Genomic DNA, 25,077 nt, shown 5'->3' with positions numbered 1-25,077 from the left:
CGAATGGGGAATCGGTCCGGCCACGAATCACTCCGGAACGAGCGCGCAGATCAGGGTGAACAGGCGCCGGGCGGTGTCTATGTCGACCTCGGCCTTGCCTTCCAGCCGCTCCTGCAAGGTGCGGGCCCCTTCGTTATGGATGCCGCGGCGGGCCATGTCGATCGCCTCGATCTGCGCCGGAGGCAGGCGCTTGACCGCATCGAAATAGCTGGTGCAGATCTGGAAGTAATCCTTGACCGTCTGCCGGAACGGGCCCAGCGACAGGTGGAACTCCGCCACCTTGTCGCCCGATTCGGTCGCGATGTCGAAGACCAGCCGCTTCTCGCGCACCGCCAGGGCCAGGGCATAGGGACCGGCGGGAACCGCCTGCCCCTCACGGCCGGGCAGGGTGAAGCTGTTGTCCTCGAGCAGGTCGAAGACCGCGACGCGGCGGTCCTGTTCGATCTCGGGCGTGGGAGGGGGCAGCGCGCTGTCGTCGATGTCGATCCGGCACAGCCTGTTGGCGGACTGACTCATCCTTGCCCCCCGTTCAGGACCGCCAGCCGCGCCGAGACCGAGCGGCCATGCGCCGAAAGCCCCTCGGATTCAGCCAACCGCACCGCCGCGGGGCCGATCGCCCCCAGCGCCTCGGGTGAAAGCCGGGCGATGGTGCTGCGCTTGAGGAAATCCATCACCGACAGGCCGGACGAGAACCGCGCCGAGCGCGCCGTCGGCAGGACGTGGTTGGGGCCGCTGACGTAATCGCCCACCGCCTCGGGCGTCCAGCCGCCCAGGAAGATCGCCCCGGCATGGCGGGTCTTTTGCGCCAGCGCCTCGGGATCGTCGACGCAAAGCTCCAGATGCTCGGGCGCCAGCCGGTCCGACAATGCCGCCGCCTCGTCGAGATCGCGCGTCACGATCACCGTGCCATAGTCGCGCCAGCTCGCCCCCGCCACCTCGGCGCGCGGCAGGGTCGGCAGGATGCGCTCAACCTCGGCCACCACGGCGCGGGCCAGGGATTCGTCCGGCGTGACCAGGATCGACTGGGCATCGGCGTCATGCTCGGCCTGCGCGAGCAGGTCCAAGGCCAGCCATTCCGGGTTCTGCGCGCCCTGGGCGATGATCAGCACCTCCGAGGGGCCGGCGATCATGTCGATGCCGACGCGGCCGAAGACCTGCCGCTTGGCCGCCGCGACATAGGCGTTCCCCGGCCCGGTGATCTTGTCCACCGGCCGGATGGTCTCGGTGCCGTGGGCCATAGCGGCAATCGCCTGCGCGCCGCCGATGCGATAGATCTCGTCCACCCCGGCAAGCTCGGCCGCCAGCAGCACCAGCGGGTTCACCGCGCCGCCGGGCGTCGGCACGCAGACCACCAGCCGCTCGACCCCCGCCACCCGCGCGGGAATGGCATTCATCAGCACCGAGGAAGGATAGCTCGCCTGCCCGCCCGGCACATAAAGCCCGGCGGCCGAGACCGGCGTCCAGCGCCAGCCGAGCGTCGCGCCCTCGGGATCGGTCCAGCTCAGATCCTCGGGCATCTGCCGGGCATGATAGGCACGGATGCGGCTTGCAGCCATGGCCAGGGCGGCGCGATCCTCGGCCGAGACCTGCGCCGTCTGCGCGGCAATCTCCTCCTTCGAGAAGGCCAGCGTCTCCGGCGTCAGCGCCAGGCGGTCGAAACGCCCGGTCAGCTCGACCAGCGCCGCATCGCCCCGGTCGCGCACATCGGCAATGATCGCGGCCACGGCATCGTTCACATCGGCCGCATCCTCGCGCTTCATGGACAGAAGCGCGGCGAAGCGTTCGGCGAAATCGGGCTGGGCGGTCGAAAGATGGATGGGCATGGGTCAGGCCTTCAATGACCCGACCTTGTTAGCGGCAAGGGCCAGGGGGCTCAAGCGGCTATGGCAGCACCGAACCAGCCCGTTCAGCGCCGGTTGCAGGGCCGAATTCGGGTATTTGGGGAACAGAGAAGTCAGGTGGCCTTCTTCGTTCCTCAAATACCCATGCGACCTGGCGACCGGCAGTGTGCCGGACCGGGAAGATTCGCCGGATCAACTGTCTGGATGCTGCGGCGCGCGGCGCGAGGGGGCGATATAAGGCCGCGTCACGTCGCGCAGTTCGACATTCAGGCACTCTGCTTCGACAGCCAGTGTGCCGTCGCCGGCAAACTGCAGAAGCAGCAGGCCGGTGCCGTCCTCGCCCGCCTGCCATGTCAGGGTCAGAAGTTCCAGGATCAGGTCCTTGTCCGTGCGGTCGATCCCGTCGCTTTGCACCCGCCGCACGTCCGAGACCAGCAGTACCGCGCGCACCCGTTCATAGGGGCGGCCGTCGCGGCGGGCGAGATCGGCATCCTCCCAGCGGAAACGGTTCAGGAGCAGCGCCAGTTGCCGGTGTCGGCCATCATAGACGATCTCGGTCACCGGCAGGATCGCGTCCTGCACCAGCGTCGAGATCACGGTCAGGTCGTCGGCGTCGCCGGCCATAAGCGCCAGCGGCGCGGGATCGGCATCGGTGAAACGGGCGTCAGCCATCGGCGGGAACCTCCTTGATGCGTTCGATATCGGCGCCGACGCCGCGCAGCTTGCGCACCACCTTCTCGTAGCCGCGGTCGAGGTGATAAACCCGGCTGACGATGGTCTCGCCCTCGGCGGCGAGCCCGGCGAGGATCAGGCTGACCGAGGCGCGCAGGTCGGTCGCCATCACCGGGGCGCCGCGCAGCTTTTCGACGCCGTGGACGGTGGCGTGGCCGCCATGCACCTCGATCCGGGCGCCCATGCGCGCAAGCTCCGGGGCATGCATGAAGCGGTTCTCGAAGATCTTCTCCTCCAGCACCGAGGTGCCCTCGGCGGTGCAAAGCAGCGCCATCATCTGCGCCTGCAGGTCGGTCGGGAAACCGGGGAAGGGCTCTGTCACCACGTCGACCGCGCGGATACGGCCGTTCTTGCGCGCGACCTTCAGCCCGCGCGCCGTCTCGACCACCTCGATGCCGGCCTCGTCCAGCTTCTCGCAGAAGGCGGCGACCAGATCGATGCGGCCGCCCAGGCATTCGACCTCACCGCCGCAGATCGCCGGGGCCAGCATGTAGGTGCCCAGCTCGATCCGGTCCGTCACCACCGGATGCGTGGCGCCGCCCAGCGCCTGCACGCCCTCGACGGTGATGGTCGAGGTTCCCTCGCCCTCGATCTGCGCGCCCATGCGACGCAGGCATTCGGCCAGGTCCACGATCTCGGGCTCGCGCGCGGCATTGTTGATGACGGTGGTGCCCCGCGCCAGCGTCGCCGCCATCAGCGCGTTCTCGGTCGCGCCGACCGAGACCAGCGGAAAGTCGATCACCGCGCCCCTGAGCCCGCCCGAAGGCGCCTTGGCATGGACATAGCCCTCGCGCAGGTCGAGCTCCGCCCCCATCGCCTCCAGCGCGCGCAGGTGCAGGTCCACGGGCCGCGCCCCGATGGCGCAGCCGCCGGGCAGCGAGACCTCGGCATGGCCGTCCCGCGCCAGCATCGGCCCCAGCACCAGGATCGAGGCGCGCATCTTGCGCACGATGTCGTAATCGGCGCGGTGGCTGGTCAGGTCGTGGCTCGACAGCGCCAGCACCTGCCCGTCCTGAAGACTGGCGACCTCGGCCCCAAGCGATTGCAAAAGCGCGGTCATGGTGCGGATGTCCGACAGCCGCGGCGCATTGGTCAGCGTCAAGGGCTGGTCGGTCAGCAGGGTCGCCGGCATCAGCGCCAGGCAGGCGTTCTTGGCCCCGGCGATCGGGATCTCGCCCTTGAGCGGCCCGTTCCCCCTTACAATGATCTGGTCCATCTATTCCTCGTTTCCGGGCACTTGCCTGCTTGGCGGCATCTCCGACCCGTGCTGCTCGTTCGTGGTTTCTTGCGCCGTCCCGGCCCGAGCGCGCCCCTGCGCCTTGCGTCGCGCAAGATTGGCCCGCAGCGCCGCCTTGAGCCGCGCTTCGCGTGTGTCGTCCTGGGGATCGCGGGGTGTCCTTGTCATGGCTTTCTGTTAGCGTCCTTGCCGGCTTGCGTCCAGCGGCGGCGCCCTGGCCGCACAGCGATCGGCAACGATCGGCGAAATGCATTTTTCCCGATCTTCCCTCTTGCACCCCCGGCACAGTCGGTCTAAAGCCCCGTCCACGGCGCTGCGGTAGCTCAGTGGTAGAGCACTCCCTTGGTAAGGGAGAGGTCGAGAGTTCAATCCTCTCTCGCAGCACCATTTTATCCTATTGAAATCTAAAAAAGCCTTTGCTTTGCTGGGGTTAGTGCCTCTTTTGGTGCCGGTGTTGGTGCCAGAATGAGGTCTGCGGATGGCTGGGCAGGTGAAGAATTTGAAGATCAAGGGCGGGCGATTCTATGCCCGTGTTTCAGTCCCGGCGCATCTTCGCCCCACCCTCGGCAAATCGGAACTGGTCACGGCGCTAGGCGGCGAGCGCCGCGCTGCCATGAGGGCGCTGCCCGCTGCCGTGGCGACCCTACAGCGCCAGATCGCGGCGGCAGAGGCAAAGACGGCGGGCGACCGGATGGACGACCTGCGCACACCCATCACCACGGCAGATTATGGCAGCGCGGTCTGGAAACGGTATCAGGCAATGCTGGCCGAGGACGAAGCGAAACGGGATCGCCTGCCGAGCGGGGATATGCGCTTCAATCTTACCACGTCAACGCTGGTGCAGGATGATGGTGAGTTGATCACTCCGCGCGACTGGTTTGTGACGTGCTTTCCCGAGGTTGGCGTTACCAACCCTTACGCCTTCGCAGAAATCATTCTGGAAGAGGTTGGACTACATGAAGCGTCAGAGTCGGCCATGGATAATATGGCAGAAGCTCTGGAAGATGCCGCCCGTATGCTGCGGCGGCTAAGCTATGACTTTCACGGGGTGAAGGATGCCGTCCCCTTGGTATGCGATAAGGATGATGCCGCCTGGGTATTCGATAAGGATGACGGTTCTACCCGCTACGTCCTGCCGGTGATCGAACAGAAGGAGGCCGCATAATGGCGAACGCAGATACCAAGAACCCCTTTGAAGGCTTCACTTTCTGGTTTGGTCCTAATGCCGGCAACCAGCATGGAACTGTCGAACGCGGTGCTATTGCCTTCAATGGCGATCCGGTAGCGATCTACAAGCACAACCTGAATACTAATCTTGTTTCCGTCGCCACTATCGACGGCAAGACCAAGACCACCCAAGCAGGCGGCTTGCGGGCCGAACAGGTCGCAGAAATGTTGCTTCGCGAACTGATGGCAGAGGCGAAAAAAGCCGTCTGATCCACCACGACGACCGAGGCCCCGGCGCACCCGCGACCGGGGCTTTCTCATGGCATGACGTAACGTCAATTCGGTGCCAGAATTGGTGCCAGAATCGGTGCCGGAACCTCTTGTAACTAATTGATTTTACTTTTATAATCGAAAATTCAATCCTCTCTCGCAGCACCATCCCATTCCCTCAGACCCAGAAAGTTCCTGCATTGCAGGGCCTGCCGGTGCGGTCGATGCGCGCCGGGCCGCAGTTACCGGGTCATTCCCGCAAGCCTGCCGACGCTGTGGCGCGGTTGCCGACAGGCGGCCTGAAAGCGCAAGCGGGGCCGCCCGCAAACCCGCTTTCGAGCCGGTTCCGGGGCAGGACGCCGCCCGGAGCTCTGCAACGACCTCTGCGGCAGGAAGCGCCGCGATTTCCGGCGCGTCGCGTGAATCGCGCCCATTGGAAGCGGCCGCCGCCTCTCTCTGGCGCGACCTTGTGGCGGCGAGATCGAGGGGATGCTTTCCCACCCCTGCACCCCGTTCCTCGAACCCGCGGCCGGGCAAGCGGGACAGCGACGATGACCCGCCGAGGGGTTCGGGAACTTCCGGCCCCGCCCTACTGCTTGCGCTCCCAGCGGCCGCCGGCCTCGGACCAGTATTCCGCAGCGATATCCTCGGCCTTCAGCGCCCGCCATTGCGTCCGGGCGCGTTCCAATGCCTCTGGATCATTGCCGTCGAAGACGATGCAGGCGCGTTCCAGCGCCAGGCATTCCGCGCCCGAGACCGCGGCCCCGTCCAGCGCGATCAGGCAGCGCGGGGCATTGACGGCCGCCTGGCCCTCGACGGTCAGCAGCACCGGCTGGCGGGCGTCATGCGGCCCGCCGGCCAGGCCATGCGGCAGGAAGCCCTCGTCCAGCCACAGCCTCTCGTCCAGCACCACCTGCCGCGCCCGGTCCCTGCCCCGCAGCTCGACCCGCCAGCCCGCTTGCAGGCTCTTGCCGATCAGCATCGGCAAGAGCTGCGCCGGACCCGAGCGCGTCAGGTGGTAGAACAGGGCCGAGCCCATCAGCCCTGCTTCTCGAAGCGGTCGCGCACCAGCCGGTCCAGCGTCATCACGCCCCAGCCGGATGCCCCCTTGGGCGCCAGCCCGGTCTCGGCGGGCGGCAGCGCCACCCCGGCGATGTCCAGATGCACCCAGGGCATGCCCTCGCCCACGAAACGCTGCAGGAACTGCGCCGCGGTGATCGAGCCGGCGGCACGCCCGCCGGTGTTCTTGATGTCGGCCAGGCGCGAATCGATCAGCTTGTCATAGGCCGGGCCCAGCGGCAGCCGCCAGGCGCCCTCGCCCTCGGCCTTGGCGGCATTCAGCACCGCCGTGGCGAAGGCGTCGTCATTCGAGAATACCCCGGCATTCTCGTGCCCCAGCGCGATGATGACGGCGCCGGTCAACGTCGCCAGATCGACCAGGGCGGCGGGCTTGAAGCGTTGCTGCGCATACCAAAGCACATCGGCCAGCACGAGCCGGCCCTCGGCATCGGTATTGATCACCTCGATCGTGTCGCCCTTCATCGAGCGCACGATGTCGCCCGGACGCTGGGCGCGGCCGTCGGGCATGTTCTCGACCAGGCCAACCAGACCCACGACATTGGCCTTGGCCCGGCGCAGCGCCAGCACCCGCATGACGCCGGCGACCACGCCCGCACCGCCCATGTCCATGGTCATCTCCTCCATGCCGGCGGCGGGCTTGATCGAGATGCCGCCGGTGTCGAAGACCACGCCCTTGCCGACCAGCGCCAGCGGCGCGGCATCACCGCCGCCGTTCCAACGCATGACCACGACCTTGGAGGGGCTCTCGGACCCCTGCCCCACGGCCAGCAGCGCCCGCATGCCCAGCCTGGCCAGCTCATCCTCCTCCAGCACCTCGACCTCCAGGCCCAGCTCGCGCATGGCCAGCAGCCGGTCGGCGAAATCGCTGGTGGTCAGCACATTGGCGGGCTCGTTCACCAGGTCGCGGGTGAAGAACACGCCCTCGGCCAGGGCGGCGCCGTCGGTGGCCGCGCGGGCCAGCGCCTCGGGATCCTGGTGCATGAAGATCACCCGGCCGCGCGGCGTGGCGCCCTGAGCCGGCCCGGACGCCGGCTCGTCGGTGCCTGCCGCATCCGAGAGCCGCGCATCCTGGGGCGCGCCGGTGTGGCTGGTGGTCGCGGCGGGCTCGGCCGGGGTCTCGCCCTCGGCGGCGGCGCCATTGCCGGATTTCTTCGTCTTGTAGGCCGAGAAGTCATAGGCCCGCAGCGCCAGCCCCAGCGCCACCTCGGCGGCGCGCGCATGGTTGCCGGCCAGCACCAGGGTATCGGCCTTGCCCAGCCGGGCGCCGATGCTGGCACCCGCCGCCCGCGACGTCGCCACGTCGGCGCCGGACGGCAGCAGCACGATCTGCAACGATTCCGCCTTCAGCCCGGCGGGAAAGGCCAGCTCCAGCGCCTTGCCGGGCTTGACCGCCTTCCAGGCCTCGGATGCGAAGGCCCGCCCCACCGCCTCGCGCGTGGCGCGCGGCAGGCCGGCGGGCAGCCGCCCGGTCTTGGGCACCAGGATGGCGATGCGGCCGGGCCGCTCGGCCAGCCCCGCGACATCCGTCGCCGTAAAGGAAATTTCGACTGGATGAGTCATGGTCCTGCCCCCTCGCGTTGCTCCGTCCTGGCGGAAACTAGTCACGCCCGCGCGGCTTGACCAGAGCCGGGGCTTTCCCAACGCCCGCGCAACGGCTAATCAGGCGGGGTCCGAGCCCGCGAAAGCCCCCATGCCCCGCATCGACCGCTACATCCTGTCGCAACTTATGACCCTGTTCGGGTTCTTTGCGCTGGTGCTGGTGTCGGTCTACTGGATCAACCGCGCCGTCTCGCTGTTCGAGCAGCTGATCTCGGACGGGCAGACCGCGCTGGTGGTGCTGGAATTCACGGCGCTGACCCTGCCGCTGGTGATCTCGGTCGTGCTGCCCATCGCGGCCTTCGCGGCCAGCGCCTATGGCACCAACCGCCTGGCCTCGGAATCGGAACTGGTGGCGATGCAGGCGACCGGCATCTCGCCCTGGCGGCTGGCGCGGCCGGTGCTGGTCTTCGGCGTGCTGGTCGGGCTGATGGTGGCGCTGCTCGTCCATGCCGTGGTGCCGATGGCGCGCGGGCGGCTGGCCGACCGCCAGGCCGAGATCGCGCAGAACGTCACCGCGCAATTCCTACGCGCCGGCTCGTTCCAGTATCCGGCGCAGGGCGTCACGCTTTACATCCGCGACATCGCGGCGGACGGGCGGCTGGTTGATTTCTTTCTTGAAGACGCCCGCGACCCCGGCAGCCAGACCACCTATACCGCGGCCGAGGCGCTGCTGGTCAGGACCGACGAGGGGCCGCGGCTGGTGATGATGCAGGGCATGGTGCAGGATCTGCGCCATGCCGGCGACCGGCAAAGCCTGTCGGTGACGCGGTTTTCCGAACTGGCCTATGACCTGGGCAGCCTGATCGACACCGGGGCGAGCCGCAAGCGCGACCTGCGCGCCTATTCGACGCTGCGGCTGATGGACCCCGATCCGGAATTGCTGGCCGCGACCGGCGCCACCCCCGACCGCGCCCTGGCCGAGGCGCATGAGCGGCTGGCCAAGCCCTTCCAGGCGCCGGTGGCGGCGCTGCTGGGCTTTGGCATGCTGCTGCTGGGCGGCTTCAGCCGCTTCGGCGTCTGGCGGCAGGTGATCTGGGCGGTGGTGGCGCTGATCGTGGTGCAGTTCCTCGGCACCGCGGCCGAGAACCAGGTCGCCGGCAATGCCGCGCGCTGGCCGCTGATCTATGTCTCGCCCCTGGCCGGGGCGGCGATCTGCGCCGCGGTGCTGTGGCTTGCCGCCCGGCCGCGGCGGCTGCGCGGCAGCCCGAAGCCCAGGGCGGCGAAAGGGCGCGCGGCATGATCCTGTCCACCTATGTCGCGCGGCGCTTCCTGCGCATGCTGGTGATGATCGCGGCGATCTTCGGCGCCATCCTGTTCCTGATCGACATCGTCGAGCAGATCCGCCGCTTCTCGGACGAGAATATCGGGCTTTCGGGCGCCGCGGGCCTGTCGCTGCTGAACATCACCGCCAGCTTCTATTCCATCCTGCCGCTCATCACGGTGCTGGCGGGGATCGCGCTGTTTCTGGGCCTGTCGCGCACGTCGGAACTGGTCGCGATCCGGGCCTCGGGGCGTTCGGGCATCCGGGTGCTTTGCGCCCCGGCGATCACCGCTGCGCTGGCCGGGATGCTGGCGGTCGCGGTGCTGAACCCGATGGTGGCGGCGACCACGAAACGCTATGACGACGCGGTCGCGCAGATGCGCAGCGGCGGCGGCCAGACCGTCAGCGTCGGCGACAATGCGGTCTGGCTGCGCCAGGCCCTGCCCGCGCCCGGCGCGAACGGGACCGAGACCGCGGGCCAGGTCGTCATCCGCGCCAGCCGCGCCAGCCCCGATGCCACGACGCTTTATGACGCGACCTTCACGGTCTATTCGCCCCAGATCGGGCCGACCCGGCGCATCGACGCCGCCACGGCGCGGCTGACCCAGGGGGCGTGGGAACTGACCGACACCAAGGAATGGCCGCTGACCCAGCCAAACCCCGAGGCGATGGCCCGCACCGCGCCGCGGCTGGAACTGCCGACCGACCTGACCGCCGCCCGCATCCGCGACAGTTTCGGCCGGCCCGAGGCGATCCCGGTCTGGCAGTTGCCGGCCTTCATCAAGGGACTGGAGCGGGCGGGCTTTTCCGCCCAGCGGCACAAGGTCTGGTTCCAGATGGAGCTGGCCCGGCCGCTGCTGATGGCGGCCATGATCGCCATCGCGGCGGTCTTCGCCATGCGCCATATGCGCGGGCGCCGGATGGGGCTTCTGGTGCTGGGGGCCTTCGGCTGCGGCATCGCCCTGTTCTTCCTGCGCAATCTGGCGCAGGTGCTGGGCGACAATGGCGGCATCCCGCCGGCCCTGGCCGGCTGGGCGCCGCCCATCGTGGCGCTGCTTTTCGCCTTGGGGGCACTCTTGCGGCTGGAGGACGGTTGATGGCGCGTGGCCACAGGGGACGGAAGACTGCGAAAACGGCCAGCGCCGCGCTGCTGGCGGTCCTGCTGCCCGGCATGGCCCCGGGGCAGAGCCTGACGCCCGAGGGCCAGACCCTGCCGGTCTATAACCAGCCCGACGAGGTGCCGCAGGGCCCCGACGGCCCGGCGCTGGCCCCGACCGAAAGCCCCGACGGCACCGCCCGCTTCGCCGACGGCACCGAGGCGTCGCATACGCCCAGCCTCGCCGCACGGCCCGGCAGCCTGCGCATCGCCGGCGGCGATGGCGAGGGCGCGGGCAGCCCGGCCACGCTGCTGGCCGATCAGGTGACGCTGGGCGCGGACAACCGGCTGACCGCCTCGGGCGGGGTGGTGATCTGGTATCGCGGCGCGCGGCTAATCGCCTCGCGCGTGGTCTATGACAACGCAAGCGGGACGGCGGTGATCGAGGGGCCGATCCACCTGACCGAACCCGCCCGCGCCGGCACGCCCCAGGAAACCATCCTGATCGCCGACAGCGCCCAACTGGACCCGAACATGCAGGACGGCATCCTGCGCGGCGCCCGGCTGGTGCTGGCGCGCGAGATGCAGATGGCCGCGCGCGAGATGCGCCGCAGCGAGAACGGCGCCGTCACCCGGCTGGACAATGTCGTCGCCTCCAGCTGCCAGATCTGTGCCGAGAACCCGATCCCGCTGTGGGAAATCCGCGCCCGAGCCATCACCCATGACGCGCGCACGCAGAAGCTGCATTTCGACCGCCCGCAGTTTCGCGCGCTTGGCCTGCCCATCGCCAGCCTGCCCTGGCTGACGGCGCCCGATCCCAGCGTCGAGCGCATGACCGGATTCCTGCGGCCGCAGTTCCGCACCACCTCGGGGCTGGGTTTCGGCATCAAGCTGCCCTATTTCGTCACGCTGGGCGATCATGCCGACGTCACGCTGACGCCCTATGTCGCGCTGTCGCGCACCCGCACGCTGGAGCTGCGCTATCGCCAGGCCTTCAGCAACGGCGCGATGGAATGGAACGGCGCCATCTCGCGCGACGACATCGAGGAGGGCGAGACCCGCGGCTATCTGTTCGGCGGCGCACGGTTCGAGCTGCCGCGCGGCTACATGCTGGGCCTGCAGATCCAGATGGCCAGCAACCGCGCCTATCTGCTGGATTACGACATCTCCAACGCCGACCGGCTATGGAGCGGACTGACGCTGGACCGCGTGCGCCGTGACCGCATGATGATGGCCCGGATCGGCAATTACGAATCGCTGCGCGAGGACGAACCCGAGGAGGTCACACCCTCGGTGGTCGCCGATGCGCTGTGGAAGCGGCGCTGGACCCCCGACCGGATCGGCGGCATCGCCAGCCTGGAATGGTCGCTGCACGCCCATCGCCGTGCGTCCTCGACGGATCATGACGGCCGGGACATGGCCCGCGGCTCGGTCGCGCTGGACTGGTATCGCAGCGCGATCCTGCCCGGCGGGCTGGTCGGCGCGGTCGAGACCCGGCTTGATGCCGATTTCTATCGCATCAACCAGGACAGCGATTACGAGGATTGGGTGATGCGCACCGATCCGGTGCTGGCCGCCGAGCTGCGCTGGCCCCTGGCCCGCCATTCCGGCGGCGTCACGCATATCGTCGAGCCGGTGGCGCAGCTGGTCTGGTCGCCCGAACGCGATGCCGAGGACAAGGTGCCGAACGAGGACAGCCGCCTGATCGAGTTCGACGAGGGCAACCTGTTCGCGCTGAACCGCTTTCCGGGCTGGGACGCGCGCGAATCGGGCTGGCGCGCCAATCTGGGCATCGGCTGGACGCGGATCGACCCGGCCGGCTGGTCGATCGGCCTGACCGCCGGGCGGGTCTTTCGCAACAAGGCCGATCCGGCCTTCGAAAACGACCCGGCGGACCCGGCTTTCTGGGACGGCGGGCCGCTGGGCGGCAAGCGGTCGGACTGGCTGGTCTCGGCCACCTATCAGGGCATGAACGGGCTGGCACTGGTCAACCGGGCGCTGTTCGACGACGGCTTCTCGATCAGCCGCAACGAGCTGCGGCTGGGCTGGTTCCAGCCGGGCCTGCAGGTCTCGGCCGGCTATCTCTGGCTTGATTCGGACGAGGGCGAAAGCCGGCCCGAGGATGTGTCGGAACTGACCATGGCCGGGGGCTGGCAGGTCGCGCCCGGCTGGTGGGCCACGACCGAGACGCGCTATGACTTCACCGCCGATCGCGCGCAAAAGGCGCAGTTGGGCCTGGAATATCGCAATGAATGCATAACCGTCGAAATGTCGGTCGAGCGGCGCTTTACCTCTTCGGACGAGGTGCGGCCCGACACCCGTTTCGACCTGGGTATCCGGCTGGGCGGCTTCGGCCAGCAAAAGCCCGGTCCGGGAACGGTGGCGCGCCGCGCCTGCCTGCGCTAATGTCCGGCAAAACCATGCGGCGAGGGAGCTGATGCGGCGAATTCTTCTGGGGGCGGCCATGGCCGCGATGCTGGCAGCAGGCGGGGTGGCCCCGGCCTTTGCGCAGGGCAATCCGTTCCAGCCGCTGGTCTATGTCAACGATTCGGCCGTCACCCGCTATGAGCTGGAGCAGCGCATCCGCTTCCTGCAGATCCTGCGCGCGCCCGATGCCGACCGCGCCTCGGCCGAGCAGGCGCTGATCGACGACCGGCTGCGCCTGTTTGCCGCGGAGCAGATGGGCATTGCCGCCAGCGACGCCCAGATCGACGCCGGCCTGGCCGAGTTCGCCGGCCGCGCCAATCTTGGCGTCGAGGAATTCACCCGCGCCCTGGCCCAGGCCGGGGTCGAGCGGCAGACCTTCCGCGATTTCGTCGCCGCCGGCATTGTCTGGCGCGAGGTGGTGCGCCAGCGCCTGGTACCGCAGGTCCAGGTCAGCGATGCCGAACTGGACCAGGAAATGCAGCGCCTGCTGGAGACGCCGCGCATCACCCATGTCGCGCTGTCGGAACTGATCATCCCCGCCCCGCCCGGCCAGGAGGCGCAGGCCATGGGCCTGGCGGAATCGCTGGTCCAGAGCGTGCGCTCGGAGGCGGATTTCGCCGCGGCCGCGCGCCGGCATTCGGCCACGCCCTCGGCCGGGGAAGGCGGGCGGCTGCCCTGGATGCCGCTGGAGAACCTGCCGCCCTCGCTGCGGCCGATCATCCTGTCGATGAAGCCCGGCCAGATCAGCCAGCCCCTGACCGTCGAGGGCGCGGTGGTGCTGTTCTACCTGCGCGACAGCCGCGGCACGCTGCGCCCCGGCGCCAGGGAACAGGTGCTGGATTACGTGCGCTTCCGGCTGGCCAGCCTGGCCGAGGCGAACCGGATCGCGGCGCTTTCCGACACTTGCGCCGATCTTTTCGTGCATGCCCGCGGCCTGCCGCCCGAACAGATCCAGCGCCAGACCCTGTCCCAGGGCCAGATCCCGGCCACAGAGGCGCTGCGGCTGGCCGTGCTGGACGACAACGAAACCTCGGTGGTCAGCCAGGGCGGCGCGGCCGAGCTGCTGATGCTGTGCAAGCGCCAGTCCGCGCTGCTGGCCTCCGGCGCTGCGCCGGAGGCGCCGGTGGCGGTGACGGCGGAGGGCGAGACGGCCGCCGCGCCCGACCCCGACGCGCTGCCGGACCGCGAGGAGATGCGCAACCAGATCTTCAGCCGCAAGGTCGGCCAGGCCGCCGACAACTACCTGGCCGAATTGCGCGCCAATGCGATCATCCGGCGGCCGTGAGCCCCCGGCCCCGCCACCGGGGGCGCTTCGCCCCCCGGACCCCCAGAGGGTATTTGGGAAACGGAGAAGATGACTGAAGCCCGTCCCATCATCCTGACCTGCGGCGAGCCGGCGGGCGTCGGGCCGGAGCTGGCGCCCAAGGCGCTGGCCTCGGGCGTGCCCTTCGTGTTCCTGGGCGATCCGCGGCATCTCCCCGAAGGAACCCCCTGGGCCGAGGTCGCAGCTCCGGGCGAGTCGGTGCCCGAGGGCCTGCTGGCAGTGCTGCGGCATGATTTCCCGGCGCCGGCGGTGCCGGGCCGGCCCGATCCCGCCAATGCGCCCGCGGTGGTCGAGGTCATCGCCCGCGCCGTCGACCTGGCCCTGTCGGGCGCGGCGGGCGGCATCTGCACCCTGCCGATCAACAAGGAGGCGCTGAAGCGCGGGGCCGGCTTCGGCTTTCCCGGCCATACCGAATATCTGGCGCATCTGGCCGGCGACGTGCCGGTGGTGATGATGCTGGCCTCGACCACGGTCGAGCCGCCCTGCCGGGTGGTGCCGGTGACCATCCACATCCCGCTGTCCGAGGTGCCGCTGGCCCTGACGCCCCTGCGGCTGGAGCAGGCGATCCGCATCACCGATGCCGCGATGCGGCGCGATTTCGGCCTGGCCCGGCCGCGGTTGGCCATCGCCGGGCTTAACCCGCATGCCGGTGAGAACGGCGTCATGGGCGACGAGGAGGCGCGCTGGATGGCACCGCTGATCGAGCGGCTGCGCCGCGAAGGCTTCGACCTGCGCGGGCCGCTGCCGGCCGATACCATGTTCCATCCGGCGGCACGGGCGCGTTACGACGCGGCGCTGTGCGCCTATCACGACCAGGCGCTGATCCCGATCAAGACGCTGGATTTCGCCGGGGGCGTGAACGTGACGCTGGGCCTGCCCTTCGTGCGCACCTCGCCCGATCACGGCACCGCCTTCGACATCGCCGGCCAAGGGATCGCCGATGCGCAAAGCGTCATCGCGGCGCTGCGCATGGCGCATGAGATGGCGGGCCGGCGATGAGCGCCATCGACGGGCTGCCGCCGCTGCGCGAGGTGATCGCGCGCCACGATCTGCGGGCGAAGAAGCAGCTGGGGCAGAATTTCCTGCTGGATCTGAACCTGACCGCCAAGATCGCGCGGACGGCCGGCGACCTGACGGGCTGTGACGTGATCGAGGTGGGGCCCGGTCCGGGCGGCCTGACCCGCGGGCTGCTGGCGGAGGGTGCGCGGCATGTGCTGGCGATCGAGAAGGACGCCCGCGCCCTGCCCGCCCTGGCCGAGATCGCCGCCGCCTATCCCGGCCGGCTGGAGGTGATCCATGGCGATGCGCTGGAGGTCGATCCGCTGGCGCATCTGTCCCCGCCGATCCGCATCGTCGCGAACCTTCCCTATAATGTCGGCACCGAGTTGCTGATCCGCTGGCTGACGCCGGCCGCATGGCCGCCCTTCTGGCAGTCGCTGACGCTGATGTTCCAGAAAGAGGTGGCCGAGCGCATCGTGGCGCAGCCGGGCGGCAAGGCTTACGGCCGCCTGGCCGTGCTGGCGCAATGGCGGACCGAGGCGCGGATCGTAATGGCCCTGCCGCCCGAGGCATTTGTCCCGGCGCCCAAGGTGCATTCGGCGGTCGTCCACCTGACCGCCCTGCCCGAGCCGCGCTATCCGGCCGATCCGGCAGTGCTGAACCGGGTGGTGGCGGCCGGGTTCAACCAGCGCCGCAAGATGCTGCGCGCCTCGTTGAAGGGCCTGCACCCGGAGATCGAATCGCTGCTGATCCAAGCCGGCATCGCCCCCACCGCCCGCGCGGAAGAGATCGGGCTGGAGCAGTTCTGCGCGCTGGCGCGGGGCCTGGCCGCCGCACCGCGCTGAGCCTCATTCGCCCGAGGCGCTTTCGGGCTGGGTCTTCGCCGCCTTGGTGCCGCGGCCCGAGGATTTCGCGGCGGGAGCCTTGCCGCCGTCTTCGGACGGTTTCTTGCGGCTGCGCGGCGCTGCGGTCGTGCTGCGGCTGCGGCGGCGCGGGGCCGATTCGGCAGCGGCGGGCTCGGCCGAGATCGCGGCAGAGGCTTCCGGGGCCACGGCGGGCTCGGCCGGCACATCGGCAGAGGTCGCGGCGCTTTCCGGGGTCTCGACCGGGCCGGCGGCATCCTCGTCCGCGGTGATCACCGGCGGCAGCCCGGAATCGATGGGCGCGGCAGCCGGCTGGGCGCGCTCTTCCGCGCGGGCTTCCATGCGGGGGCGGGCTGCTGGCGTTCCTCGCGGCGGTCGTCGCGACGCTCGTCGCGGCGGTCCTCGCGCCGGTCGTGGCGATCCTGACGATCCTGGCGGTGGCCGTGATGACCGTTCTGGCCATTGCCGTTCTCGGACGCGGCCGAGGTGTTGCCATCCTGGGCATCGTCGTCGCGCCCCTGCTGCTGGTGGCCCTGGCGTTCGGCCTGCTCGCGCTGCGCCTCGCCCAGCATGCGGGTGTAATGTTCTGCGTGTTGAAGAAAGCTCTGCTCGGCCACCCGGTCGTTGGAAAGCTGGGCGTCGCGGGCGAGCGTGAGGTATTTCTCGATGATCTGCTGGGGCGTGCCGCGCACCTTGCCCTCGGGGCCCGAGGAATCGAAGACGCGGTTGACGATATTGCCCAGCGAACGCTGTCGGTTCGACTTGTTACGCGAACGGGATTTGGATGATCTCATCAGCTTGTTGTCAGTTTATGTCCGGCAAGGGCCGGCTGAGGTTGGGGTCATTCCTAAGGCGGGTGTCAGCGCAGGTGCGGCGTTTGCTCCGGCTCCCGCGTCACCAGTGAAAGGCTGGGTTATCTGAGTATGACTGACCCGTGCGTGGGCGGCGCGCCCCCGTCACAATTGCGAATAAACACGCCGCAGCGCCGCTTACAAGCGAAAATTTCGTCAAAACCCGCGAAAGGCGCGGAACCTTGCCGGATCAAAGCGGCTTTCGGGCGGCGACGACCCGGTCGCGCCCGTCCAGGTCGGGCAGGATGCGGGGCTCGGCCAGCCCGGCTGCACGCATCAGCGCCGCCACGGCCGCGCCCTGCGTGGGACCGATCTCGACCATCAGCCGGCCGCCGGGCGCCAGATGCGCGGGCGCCCCGGCGGCGATGGCGCGATAGGCGGAAAGCCCGTCCGCCCCGTCGGTCAGCGCCTGCTGCGGCTCCCATTCCCGCACCTCGGGCGTAAGCTGCGCCATTTCCGCAAGCGCGATATAGGGCGGGTTGGAGACGATCAGGTCGAATTGCCCCGTGACCGAGGCAAACCAGTCGGATTCGAGAAAATCCGCGCAAACCCCCATGACCTTGGCATTTTCCCGCGCCACGGCAAGAGCGGCCGGCGAAATGTCGGTGCCAAGCCCGCGCGTGCCCGGCCGTTCGGCCAGAAGCGAGATCAGGATCGCCCCGGTCCCGGTGCCCAGGTCCAGCACCGAGGCGAAGGGCGCGGCCAGCGCCGCCTCGACCAGGGTTTCGGTTTCAGGGCGGGGGTCGAGCGTATCGCGGGTGACACGGAACTCGTGCTTCCAGAAGGCGCGGCGGCCAAGGATCTGGCTGACCGGCTGGCGCGCGGCGCGGGCGGCCAGGGATGCGTCGAAACGTCGCAGCGCCTCGGGCGGCAGCGGCGCGGCCAGCACGCCGGTCAACTGGTGGCGCGGCAGGTCCAGGGCATGGGCCAGAAGCAGCCGGGCATCCTCGGCCGCACCGGGCACCCCGGCCTGGGCGAGTCGAGCGGCGCCTTGCCGCAGGGCCTCGGCCCCGGTCACGGAATCACTCGCCCTGCGCGGCCAGGCGCGCGGCCTGGTCATGCGCGGTCAGCGCCGCCACGATCTCGCCGATCTCGCCTTGCATGATGCGGTCGAGCGCATAGAGCGTCAGGCCGATGCGATGGTCGGTCATCCGGCCCTGCGGGAAGTTGTAGGTGCGGATGCGTTCCGAGCGGTCGCCCGAGCCGACCTGGCTCTTGCGGTCCGCGGCGCGCTCGGCATCGGCGCGCGACCGCTCCATGTCGTAAAGCCGCGCCCGCAGCACGGCCATGGCATTGGCGCGGTTCTGGTGCTGGGACTTTTCCGAACTGGTCACCACGATGCCGGTCGGCAGATGGGTGATGCGCACTGCCGAATCGGTGGTGTTGACATGCTGGCCACCAGCGCCGCTGGCGCGCATGGTGTCGATGCGGATATCGCTGGCGGGAATGTCGATATCCACCGCCTCGGCCTCGGGCAGCACGGCCACGGTGGCGGCGCTGGTATGGATGCGCCCGCCCGATTCCGTCTCGGGGACGCGCTGGACGCGGTGGACGCCCGATTCGTATTTCAGCTTGGCGAAGACGCCCTCGCCCTCGATCCGCGCCACCGCCTCGCGCACGCCGCCCAGGTCGGATTCGGCCAGTTCGAGCATCTGGAACTGCCAGCCCTGCGATTCGGCAAAGCGGCGATACATGGCCAGCAGGTCGCCGGCGAACAGCGCCGCCTCCTCGCCGCCGGTGCCGGGGCGGATCTCCAGGATGGCCGGGCGGGCATCGGCGGCGTCGCGCGGCAACAGCGCGATGCGCAGCGCATGTTCCAGCTCGGGCAGCGCGGCGCGCAGGCGCGACAGTTCGTCCTGCGCCAGTTCGCGCATCTCGGGATCGACCAGCAGGGCCTCGGCCTCGCGCAGGCCGGCCTGCGCGGCGCGCCATTCGGCGATCTGCGCCACCACCGGCTTCAGCTCGGCATATTCGCGGCTGATCGCGGCGATTTCCTCGGCCGCGGGCCCGGCATGCAGCCGCGCCTCGAGATATTCGAAACGCGCGACGATCTGGGCAAGGCGGTCTTCCGGCAGCATTTGATGCAATTAGCCGTTGAACCGCGGGCCGACAAGGCGGAACCTTGCGGGCATCTGACCCAGATCAAAGCAAGGCCGGCCGCCGTGGTGCAGGGTATCGCCAAACGCGCCCACCAAGCCAAAGGAGGCCCAACGTGAAACTCGTCCCCTTTCTGACAGCGACGAGTCTTGCCCTGTCCGCTCTGCCGGTCATGGCGCAGACTGAAGCCATCGACAACGGCGCCCTGCGCGAGGAAGCCAAGGGGGTGTTCGAGGCGATTCCCGGAAAGATGACCGCCATCAAGCAGACCGAGGACAATCCCGAGGGCGTTCCGCTGACCGCCGAGAAGATCGAACTGGGCAAGGTGCTGTTCTTCGACCCGCGCATGTCCAGTTCGGGGCTGATCTCGTGCCAGACCTGCCACAACGTCGGCTTGGGCGGGGTGGACGGCCTTCCGACCTCGATCGGGCACGGCTGGCAGAAGGGGCCGCGCAACGCCCCCACCATGCTGAACGCGATCTTCAACGCCGCGCAATTCTGGGACGGCCGCGCCGCCGACCTGGCCGAACAGGCCAAGGGCCCGGTCCAGGCCGGGGTCGAGATGAGCAACACCCCCGACCAGGTGGTCAAGACCATCAACTCGATGCCGGAATATGTCGAAGCCTTCAAGGCCGCCTTCCCCGAAGAAGCGGACCCGGTGACCTTCGACAATTTCGCCGCCGCGATCGAGCAGTTCGAGGCCACGCTGATCACGCCGAACAGCGCCTTTGACCGCTTCCTTGCCGGCGACGATGCGGCGATGACCGACCAGGAAAAGCGCGGGCTGCAGGCCTTCATGGAAACCGGCTGCACCGCCTGCCACTATGGCGTGAACTTCGGCGGGCAGGATTATCACCCCTTCGGCCTGATCGCCAAGCCCGGCGCCGAGGTGCTGCCGGCGGGCGACACCGGCCGCTTCGAGGTGACGCGGACCACCGACGACGAGTATGTCTTCCGCGCCGCGCCGCTGCGCAACGTCGCGCTGACCGCTCCCTATTTCCACTCGGGCGTGGTCTGGGAACTGGCGGAAGCGGTCAAGATCATGTCCTCGGCCCAGATCGGCACCGAGCTGACCGACCAGCAGGCCGAAGACATCACCGCCTTCCTGGGCACGCTGACCGGCGAGCAGCCGGTGATCGACCATCCGATCCTGCCGGTGCGCACCGAGACGACGCCGCTGCCCACGCCGATGTAAGCCGGGCAAGGCGAGAAACGAAAAGGGGCCCTTCGCGGGGCCCCTTCTGCTTGCGGTCCGGCCGGTGGATCACTCGGCCTTGACAGCCTCGACGGTGATCTTGATCTCGACCTCGTCCTCGACCGCCGGGGCGAACTTGCCCAGGTTGAACTCGGAACGCCTGATCTCGGTCTCGGCATCGAAGCCGACGGCCTGCTTGCCGGTCATCGGATGGGCGGCAAGCAGGTTCAGGTCGACATCCAGGACCACCTGCTTGGTCACGCCGTTCAGCGTCAGATCGCCCGTGACCTTGGCCTCGTCGTCATCGTCCGGCGCCACATTGGTCGACTTGAAGGTCGCGACCGCGCCGCTGGCATCGGTGTTGAAGAAATCCGGCCCGAACAGGTGCTTGTCCAGCTCCTCGGACACGGTGCGCAGCCCCGACAGCGGGATGGTCGCCTCGACGCTGGAATTGGCCGGGTTCTCGGCATCCAGCGTCAGCTTGCCGGTGATGCCGTTGATGATGCCGGTGCTGGTCGAAAAGCCCATGTGATTGTATTCAAAGACGACCTGGCTGTGCGAGGGGTCGAAATCATAGACCACGGGCTCGGCCATGGCGGCGGTGGCGCCAAGCAGGGTGATCGCGGCGACGGGGGCAAGGATGGGTTTCATTCTGGTCTCCGGATTGAAAATGTCATGCACGGTTCTGCCAGAAAATGCCCCAGCATCAACAAGGGTTTCCGACAAAACCCCTGACAATTTCGTGTTTCGCCGCAGCGCGGAAACAGTATCGCCGCAGGGGCGACTTTCCGGGATTTCCCGGCCTTTTTCCTTGCATTCCCCGGCATGATCGCTATAAGGCCGCATCCTTCCGCAAATGCGAAACCGGCGCAGCCTCTCGTGGCGGGGCGCGGAAGGGCTGTCCCGCCGTTGAAGCGCGCCCCCAAGAAAGGTGCAGACATGCCGCTTTACGAGCATGTGCTGATCGCCCGCCAGGACCTGTCGAACGCGCAGGCCGAGGGGCTGATCGAACATTTCTCGACCGTGATCGCCGACAATGGCGGCAAGGTCGTGGACAACGAATACTGGGGTGTGCGCACCCTCGCCTACAAGATCAACAAGAACCGCAAGGGCCATTACGCCTTCCTGCGTTCGGACGCGCCCTCGGCCGCCGTGCAGGAGATGGAGCGCCTGGCCCGCCTGCATGACGACGTCATGCGTGTGCTGACCGTCCGCGTGGACGCGCACAAGGAAGGCCCCTCGGTCCAGATGCAGAAGCGCGACGAGCGCGAGCGCGGTGATCGCAGCGACCGCGGCGAACGCCGCGAGCGGCGCGACCGCGACGACCGGAACTAAGGGAAAGGAACCAGGATCATGGCCAACAAGCCCTTCTTCCGCCGCCGGAAAGTCTGCCCCTTCTCGGGCGACAACGCCCCCGCCATCGACTACAAGGACACGCGCCTGCTCCAGCGTTACATCTCGGAACGCGGCAAGATCGTGCCCTCGCGCATCACCGCCGTCTCGGCCAAGAAGCAGCGCGAACTGGCGCGCGCTATCAAGCGCGCCCGCTTCCTCGCCCTGCTGCCCTATGCCGTGAAGTAAGGAGAGACGATCATGCAAGTCATCCTGCTGGAACGCGTGGCCAAGCTGGGCCAGATGGGCGAAGTCGTGAAGGTCAAGGACGGTTTCGCGCGCAACTACCTTCTGCCGCAGGGCAAGGCGCTGCGCGCCTCGGACGCCAATATCCAGGCCTTCGAAGCCCGCAAGGCCGAACTCGCCGCCCGCAACGACGAGAGCCGCGCCGAAGCCGAAAAGATCGCCGCGAAGCTCGACGGCCAGACCTTCGTCATCATCCGCTCCGCCTCGGATGCCGGCGCGCTCTACGGCTCGGTCACCCCGCGTGACGCCGCCGATGTCGCCAATGCCGAAGGTTTCGCGATCGAGCGCCGCCAGGTCGTGCTGACCGCCCCGATCAAGGATCTGGGCCTGCACGAGGTCCGCGTGCACCTGCACCCGGAAGTCGATGTGACGATCAAGCTGAACGTCGCCCGCTCGGCCGAAGAAGCCGAACTGCAGGCCTCGGGCAAGTCGATCCAGGAACTGGCCGCCGAAGAGGAAGCCGCCGCCGAATTCGAGATCGCCGAGCTGTTCGACGACATCGGCTCGGCCGGCCGCGACGAGGACGAAGCCGCGAACTGATCGCGCCTTTGTCGGAACAGGGAAAACGCGCCGCAACCGGCGCGTTTTTTCATGCCCGCATGGCAGCACCCCTTGCCCGCGTCTCGGGTTCGGCGGAACATTCGCCGGGCTGCGGGGTTGAGCCGCAAAGCGCCCTTCGCCAGAGGATTTGCCGGCATGCACCACCAGGACGACCAGCCGCCCATCACCCGTACCCCGGCCGACGAGACCAGCCAGACCCGCTTCGGCCCCCGCCCGGTCCCCGAGGGCCATCGCCGCCCGCCGGGCCCGGCGGAATCGCGCCGCATCCCGCCGCATGGCGATGTCTCTCCCGATGGCAGCCATCCATGGCCGCGCCCCTCGCGCGGGGCGAAATGGCTGGTCTGGGGCGGCACCGGCCTGGCGGCGGCCGCCCTGACCGCCGGCACGGTGATCGCGGCGCGGCATATGATCGACCTCATTGCGGGAGATGACCCCGGCCGGCCGCGCAGGCCCGACGCCGACCGGCGGCCCGGATCCGGCCCGATGGAACGCCAGGCACGCCCCGAGCCAGACCGTCGGCCCAAGGCAAAGGCCGCCGCCCGGCATGTCCCGCAGGGCCAGCGCCGCCCGCCGCGGCAAAGCCTGCTGCAAGAGGTCGAGGCCAATACCGCCAGCCTGACCAGCGGCGTCGAGAACGTGATGCAGGCACTGACCGCCGCCGTGACCGGCTTCCGCTCGGTCGCGGGCCAGGCCAGCACCATCATGCAGGAATTCGGCGATGCCGCGACGATCATGCGCAGCATCATCGACCGCAAGCCGGCGCCGCAGCGGCGCGGCCCGTCGCAGCGCCGACAAGGCGCACAGGCCGACCGCGCCGATGACATCACCGCCAATGTCCACCACGACGCACGAATGCCGGATCTGCGCGACGACCCGCTGCTGCACGACCCGATGGAGGGCCCCGATCCGGGCGGGCCTGCCGATCACGACCCGCGCGTGCATCGGCTCTGACGCCGAAGGGCCCCAGGATGGGCCGCCGCCCGCCGGTGCCGCCAGCAAGGCGCGACCCGTTGAGCCGGCTTCTTCGTTCCACAAATACCCATCTGCACCACCGCATTCCGACCCCGCCCTGGCCAGCCGGGTGCGGCAATGAAAAAGGCCGCCCCAGCGGGACGGCCCTTCTCGTCGCGGCAAGGCAGCGGATCAGAGCTGATCCAGCGCCTCGATGGCCTTTTCCAGCTCTTCCTTGGTCACGGATTTCTCCGAAACCTTGGCACCCTCGACGATATGGTCCACGACCTTGTCCTCGAAGATCGGCGCACGCAGCTGCTGCTGCGCCTGCGGGTTCTGCTGGATGAACTCGAAGAAGGCGCGCTCCTGGCCGGGATATTGGCGCGCCTGGCGCAGCACGGCCTGGGTCATCTCCTGGTCCGAGACGGTGATCTCGGCCTTCTGGCCGATTTCGGCCAAGAGCAGACCCAGCCGGACACGGCGCTCGGCCAGTTTCTTGTGCTCCTCCGTCGGCTCGATCTCGCCATGGTTATGGCCGTGTTCCTCGGGGTGCTCCTCGTGCCAGAGCTGGTGCGCGATCTGATGCGCCTCGGCCTCGACCAGCGAATCGGGTAGGTCGAACTTGACCAGCGCGTCCAACTTGTCCAGCAGCGCGCGCTTGAGAACCTGGCGCGAGGCCCCCTTGTATTCCGCCTCCAGCCGCTCGCGGATCTGCCCCTTCAGCGCGTCCAGGCTTTCGGCACCGAATTTCTTGGCCAGTTCGTCGTCGATCTCGGCCGGTTTCGGCGCCTTCACCGCCTTGACGGCGGTCTCGAAAATCGCGTCCTTGCCGGCCAGGCCGGGATGGCCGTAATCCTCGGGGAATTTCACTTCGACCTTGATCTCGTCGCCAGCCTTGGCGCCGACCAGCTGCTCCTCGAAGCCGGGGATGAAGCTGCCCGAGCCCAGCACCAGCGGGTAATCCTCGGCCGAGCCGCCCTCGAAGGCCTCGCCATCGACCATGCCCTTGAAGTCGATCACGACCTGATCGCCGTCCTTGGCCTTGCTGCCCTTCTTGCGATCCTCGAAGCTCTGGGCGTTCTTGGCCAGATTCTCCAGCGCCTCGGTCACCTGCTCCTCGCTGGCCTCGACCACCAGCCGCTCCAGCTCGACGCCGGACAGGTCGGTTTCCGGGATGGCGGGCAGCGCCTCGTAGGCGACGGTGACGACGACGTCGTCGCCCTCTTTCCAGGTCTCGCCGTTGACCATCTCGATCTTGGGCTGCAGGGCGGGGCGGTCGCCGGATTTCTCCAGGTGGTCGCGCAGCGCCTTGTCGATGGCCTCCTGCATGGCATCGCCCATGATGCGCTGGCCGAACTGCTTCTTCAGCAGCGCCATCGGCACCTTGCCTTTGCGGAAGCCCTTCATCTCGACCTCGGGCTGGGCCTCTTTCAGCTTCGCATCCACCTGCGCCGCCAGATCGGCCGCAGGCAGGGTGAATTCATAGCCCCGCTTCAGCCCTTCGTTCTGGGTTTCCTTGACCTGCATTTGTCTTCCTTCATCCACGAACCGTCTTGCGGGTCCGAGGCATTACAGCCTCGCCGACGCCGGAACCTAACGTTCCGCGCCTCCGCCTGTTTCAGCGCGCTAGCTATGGGATTTCGGCCGGCATAGCAAGGAGGAAGGCAGGAATCGCCGCGTCCCGGCCGGGTTTCGCACGGTGTTTCCGGCTGGGCCGCGCCAGGGGTGGTGCCGGAAAACGCCCGCCCCCCGCCCACCCTCGCCGCGAGAACTGAGGCCAGAGGACATCCTTTGGTTGAAATGGGCATTATCGTCCCATCGGCCGCCGAACCGGTTGACCCTAGGGAAGCGGCGATAAGCGATCTTCCGCCGGCCTGGGTGCCTTGCA

At 68.6% G+C, this 25,077-nt stretch carries 26 protein-coding genes and 1 tRNA gene; 14 read left to right on the top strand and 13 right to left on the bottom strand.

Going from position 1 to position 25,077, the window contains the following annotated elements:
• Window positions 1–27: 27 nt before the first annotated feature.
• The 5 genes from ESD82_RS13865 to ESD82_RS22225 all read right to left on the bottom strand — a co-directional run bounded on the left by ESD82_RS13865 (window position 28) and on the right by ESD82_RS22225 (window position 3,978).
• Window positions 28–516, bottom strand: a complete 489-nt coding sequence (locus ESD82_RS13865; RefSeq protein WP_024845538.1) for a UPF0262 family protein — start codon at window positions 514–516, stop codon at window positions 28–30.
• Window positions 513–1,823 carry a histidinol dehydrogenase gene (gene hisD / locus ESD82_RS13860; protein ID WP_024845537.1) on the bottom strand — a complete coding sequence of 437 codons (1,311 nt, stop codon included), beginning with the start codon at window positions 1,821–1,823 and terminating at the stop codon, window positions 513–515. Before hisD ends, ESD82_RS13865 begins: the two co-directional genes overlap by 4 nt.
• 210 nt (window positions 1,824–2,033) lie before the next feature.
• A complete protein-coding gene (locus ESD82_RS13855) occupies window positions 2,034–2,513 on the bottom strand; it encodes a DUF2948 family protein (RefSeq protein ID WP_024845536.1) in 480 nt (159 codons plus the stop codon).
• A complete protein-coding gene (murA, locus tag ESD82_RS13850) occupies window positions 2,506–3,789 on the bottom strand; it encodes a UDP-N-acetylglucosamine 1-carboxyvinyltransferase (RefSeq protein ID WP_024845535.1) in 1,284 nt (427 codons plus the stop codon). The genes ESD82_RS13855 and murA overlap by 8 nt, the downstream gene beginning before the upstream one ends.
• Window positions 3,790–3,978: a hypothetical protein gene (locus ESD82_RS22225; protein ID WP_074990784.1), complete on the bottom strand. Its 189-nt coding sequence runs from the start codon at window positions 3,976–3,978 to the stop codon at window positions 3,790–3,792.
• 144 nt (window positions 3,979–4,122) lie between these two features.
• On the opposite strand from ESD82_RS22225, the gene ESD82_RS13840 reads away from it, so the two are divergent.
• The 3 genes from ESD82_RS13840 (at window position 4,123) to ESD82_RS13830 (ending at window position 5,247) form a co-directional block, all read left to right on the top strand.
• Window positions 4,123–4,197, top strand: a tRNA-Thr gene (locus ESD82_RS13840).
• 91 nt (window positions 4,198–4,288) lie between these two features.
• Window positions 4,289–4,975 carry a DUF6538 domain-containing protein gene (locus ESD82_RS13835; RefSeq protein ID WP_147428101.1) on the top strand — a complete coding sequence of 229 codons (687 nt, stop codon included), beginning with the start codon at window positions 4,289–4,291 and terminating at the stop codon, window positions 4,973–4,975.
• Window positions 4,975–5,247, top strand: coding sequence for a hypothetical protein (locus tag ESD82_RS13830; RefSeq protein ID WP_028710120.1), 273 nt, complete (start codon window positions 4,975–4,977; stop codon window positions 5,245–5,247). Before ESD82_RS13835 ends, ESD82_RS13830 begins: the two co-directional genes overlap by 1 nt.
• A 589-nt stretch (window positions 5,248–5,836) precedes the next feature.
• On the opposite strand, the gene ESD82_RS13825 is transcribed toward ESD82_RS13830, so the two are convergent.
• Both ESD82_RS13825 and ESD82_RS13820 read right to left on the bottom strand, forming a co-directional pair.
• Window positions 5,837–6,286, bottom strand: coding sequence for a DNA polymerase III subunit chi (locus ESD82_RS13825; RefSeq protein ID WP_024845300.1), 450 nt, complete (start codon window positions 6,284–6,286; stop codon window positions 5,837–5,839).
• Complete coding sequence (locus tag ESD82_RS13820; RefSeq protein ID WP_024845301.1) at window positions 6,286–7,887, bottom strand: leucyl aminopeptidase; 1,602 nt, start codon at window positions 7,885–7,887, stop codon at window positions 6,286–6,288. The genes ESD82_RS13825 and ESD82_RS13820 overlap by 1 nt, the downstream gene beginning before the upstream one ends.
• Window positions 7,888–8,017: 130 nt before the next feature.
• On the opposite strand from ESD82_RS13820, the gene lptF reads away from it, so the two are divergent.
• The 6 genes from lptF (at window position 8,018) to rsmA (ending at window position 15,878) form a co-directional block, all read left to right on the top strand.
• On the top strand, window positions 8,018–9,166 hold the full coding sequence (gene lptF / locus ESD82_RS13815; RefSeq protein WP_147428102.1) for an LPS export ABC transporter permease LptF: 1,149 nt from the start codon (window positions 8,018–8,020) through the stop codon (window positions 9,164–9,166).
• On the top strand, window positions 9,163–10,284 hold the full coding sequence (gene lptG, locus ESD82_RS13810; protein WP_024845303.1) for an LPS export ABC transporter permease LptG: 1,122 nt from the start codon (window positions 9,163–9,165) through the stop codon (window positions 10,282–10,284). The genes lptF and lptG overlap by 4 nt, the downstream gene beginning before the upstream one ends.
• A complete protein-coding gene (locus ESD82_RS13805; protein ID WP_147428103.1) occupies window positions 10,284–12,689 on the top strand; it encodes an LPS-assembly protein LptD in 2,406 nt (801 codons plus the stop codon). Before lptG ends, ESD82_RS13805 begins: the two co-directional genes overlap by 1 nt.
• A 31-nt stretch (window positions 12,690–12,720) precedes the next feature.
• A complete protein-coding gene (locus ESD82_RS13800; protein WP_028710119.1) occupies window positions 12,721–13,995 on the top strand; it encodes a peptidylprolyl isomerase in 1,275 nt (424 codons plus the stop codon).
• A gap of 69 nt (window positions 13,996–14,064) precedes the next feature.
• Complete coding sequence (pdxA, locus tag ESD82_RS13795; protein ID WP_024845306.1) at window positions 14,065–15,033, top strand: 4-hydroxythreonine-4-phosphate dehydrogenase PdxA; 969 nt, start codon at window positions 14,065–14,067, stop codon at window positions 15,031–15,033.
• Entirely contained in the window at window positions 15,030–15,878 is an 849-nt protein-coding gene (gene rsmA / locus ESD82_RS13790) for a 16S rRNA (adenine(1518)-N(6)/adenine(1519)-N(6))-dimethyltransferase RsmA (RefSeq protein ID WP_147428104.1), read from the top strand. Before pdxA ends, rsmA begins: the two co-directional genes overlap by 4 nt.
• Before the next feature lie 3 nt (window positions 15,879–15,881).
• Here rsmA and ESD82_RS22220 read toward each other — a convergent pair whose 3' ends face one another.
• From ESD82_RS22220 to prfA, 4 genes are all read right to left on the bottom strand, one after another.
• Window positions 15,882–16,172, bottom strand: coding sequence for a hypothetical protein (locus ESD82_RS22220; RefSeq protein ID WP_244314578.1), 291 nt, complete (start codon window positions 16,170–16,172; stop codon window positions 15,882–15,884).
• Window positions 16,169–16,690, bottom strand: coding sequence for a DUF4167 domain-containing protein (locus ESD82_RS22215; protein ID WP_244314577.1), 522 nt, complete (start codon window positions 16,688–16,690; stop codon window positions 16,169–16,171). The genes ESD82_RS22220 and ESD82_RS22215 overlap by 4 nt, the downstream gene beginning before the upstream one ends.
• A 247-nt stretch (window positions 16,691–16,937) precedes the next feature.
• Window positions 16,938–17,765, bottom strand: a complete 828-nt coding sequence (gene prmC, locus ESD82_RS13780; RefSeq protein ID WP_147428329.1) for a peptide chain release factor N(5)-glutamine methyltransferase — start codon at window positions 17,763–17,765, stop codon at window positions 16,938–16,940.
• Between the two features lie 4 nt (window positions 17,766–17,769).
• Entirely contained in the window at window positions 17,770–18,825 is a 1,056-nt protein-coding gene (gene prfA / locus ESD82_RS13775) for a peptide chain release factor 1 (protein ID WP_024845310.1), read from the bottom strand.
• A 191-nt stretch (window positions 18,826–19,016) separates the two neighbouring features.
• Between prfA and ESD82_RS13770 the strand changes: the two genes are divergently transcribed.
• A complete protein-coding gene (locus ESD82_RS13770) occupies window positions 19,017–20,039 on the top strand; it encodes a cytochrome-c peroxidase (protein WP_147428331.1) in 1,023 nt (340 codons plus the stop codon).
• 69 nt (window positions 20,040–20,108) lie between these two features.
• On the opposite strand, the gene ESD82_RS13765 is transcribed toward ESD82_RS13770, so the two are convergent.
• Entirely contained in the window at window positions 20,109–20,690 is a 582-nt protein-coding gene (locus ESD82_RS13765) for a YceI family protein (protein ID WP_147428105.1), read from the bottom strand.
• Window positions 20,691–20,978: 288 nt separating this feature from the next.
• Here ESD82_RS13765 and rpsF point away from each other — a divergent pair, with 288 nt between their 5' ends.
• The 4 genes from rpsF (at window position 20,979) to ESD82_RS13745 (ending at window position 23,189) form a co-directional block, all read left to right on the top strand.
• Window positions 20,979–21,374 carry a 30S ribosomal protein S6 gene (rpsF, locus tag ESD82_RS13760; RefSeq protein WP_024845313.1) on the top strand — a complete coding sequence of 132 codons (396 nt, stop codon included), beginning with the start codon at window positions 20,979–20,981 and terminating at the stop codon, window positions 21,372–21,374.
• Window positions 21,375–21,392: 18 nt separating this feature from the next.
• The gene (gene rpsR / locus ESD82_RS13755) at window positions 21,393–21,620 is read left to right on the top strand and encodes a 30S ribosomal protein S18 (protein WP_011747229.1); all 228 of its coding nucleotides are present in this window, start codon (window positions 21,393–21,395) and stop codon (window positions 21,618–21,620) included.
• Window positions 21,621–21,632: 12 nt separating this feature from the next.
• Window positions 21,633–22,217, top strand: coding sequence for a 50S ribosomal protein L9 (gene rplI / locus ESD82_RS13750; RefSeq protein WP_024845314.1), 585 nt, complete (start codon window positions 21,633–21,635; stop codon window positions 22,215–22,217).
• A 156-nt stretch (window positions 22,218–22,373) separates the two neighbouring features.
• Entirely contained in the window at window positions 22,374–23,189 is an 816-nt protein-coding gene (locus ESD82_RS13745) for a hypothetical protein (RefSeq protein ID WP_024845315.1), read from the top strand.
• Window positions 23,190–23,381: 192 nt separating this feature from the next.
• Here the strand turns inward: ESD82_RS13745 and tig are convergent, their stop codons facing one another.
• Window positions 23,382–24,716 carry a trigger factor gene (tig, locus tag ESD82_RS13740; protein WP_147428106.1) on the bottom strand — a complete coding sequence of 445 codons (1,335 nt, stop codon included), beginning with the start codon at window positions 24,714–24,716 and terminating at the stop codon, window positions 23,382–23,384.
• Window positions 24,717–25,077: the final 361 nt, after the last annotated feature.

It is taken from the genome of Paracoccus pantotrophus, from assembly GCF_008824185.1.
In the GTDB taxonomy this organism is placed as follows: domain Bacteria; phylum Pseudomonadota; class Alphaproteobacteria; order Rhodobacterales; family Rhodobacteraceae; genus Paracoccus; species Paracoccus pantotrophus.
Note: the sequence above shows the minus strand (reverse complement) of the source record. Positions and strands in the feature narration are given on the sequence as shown.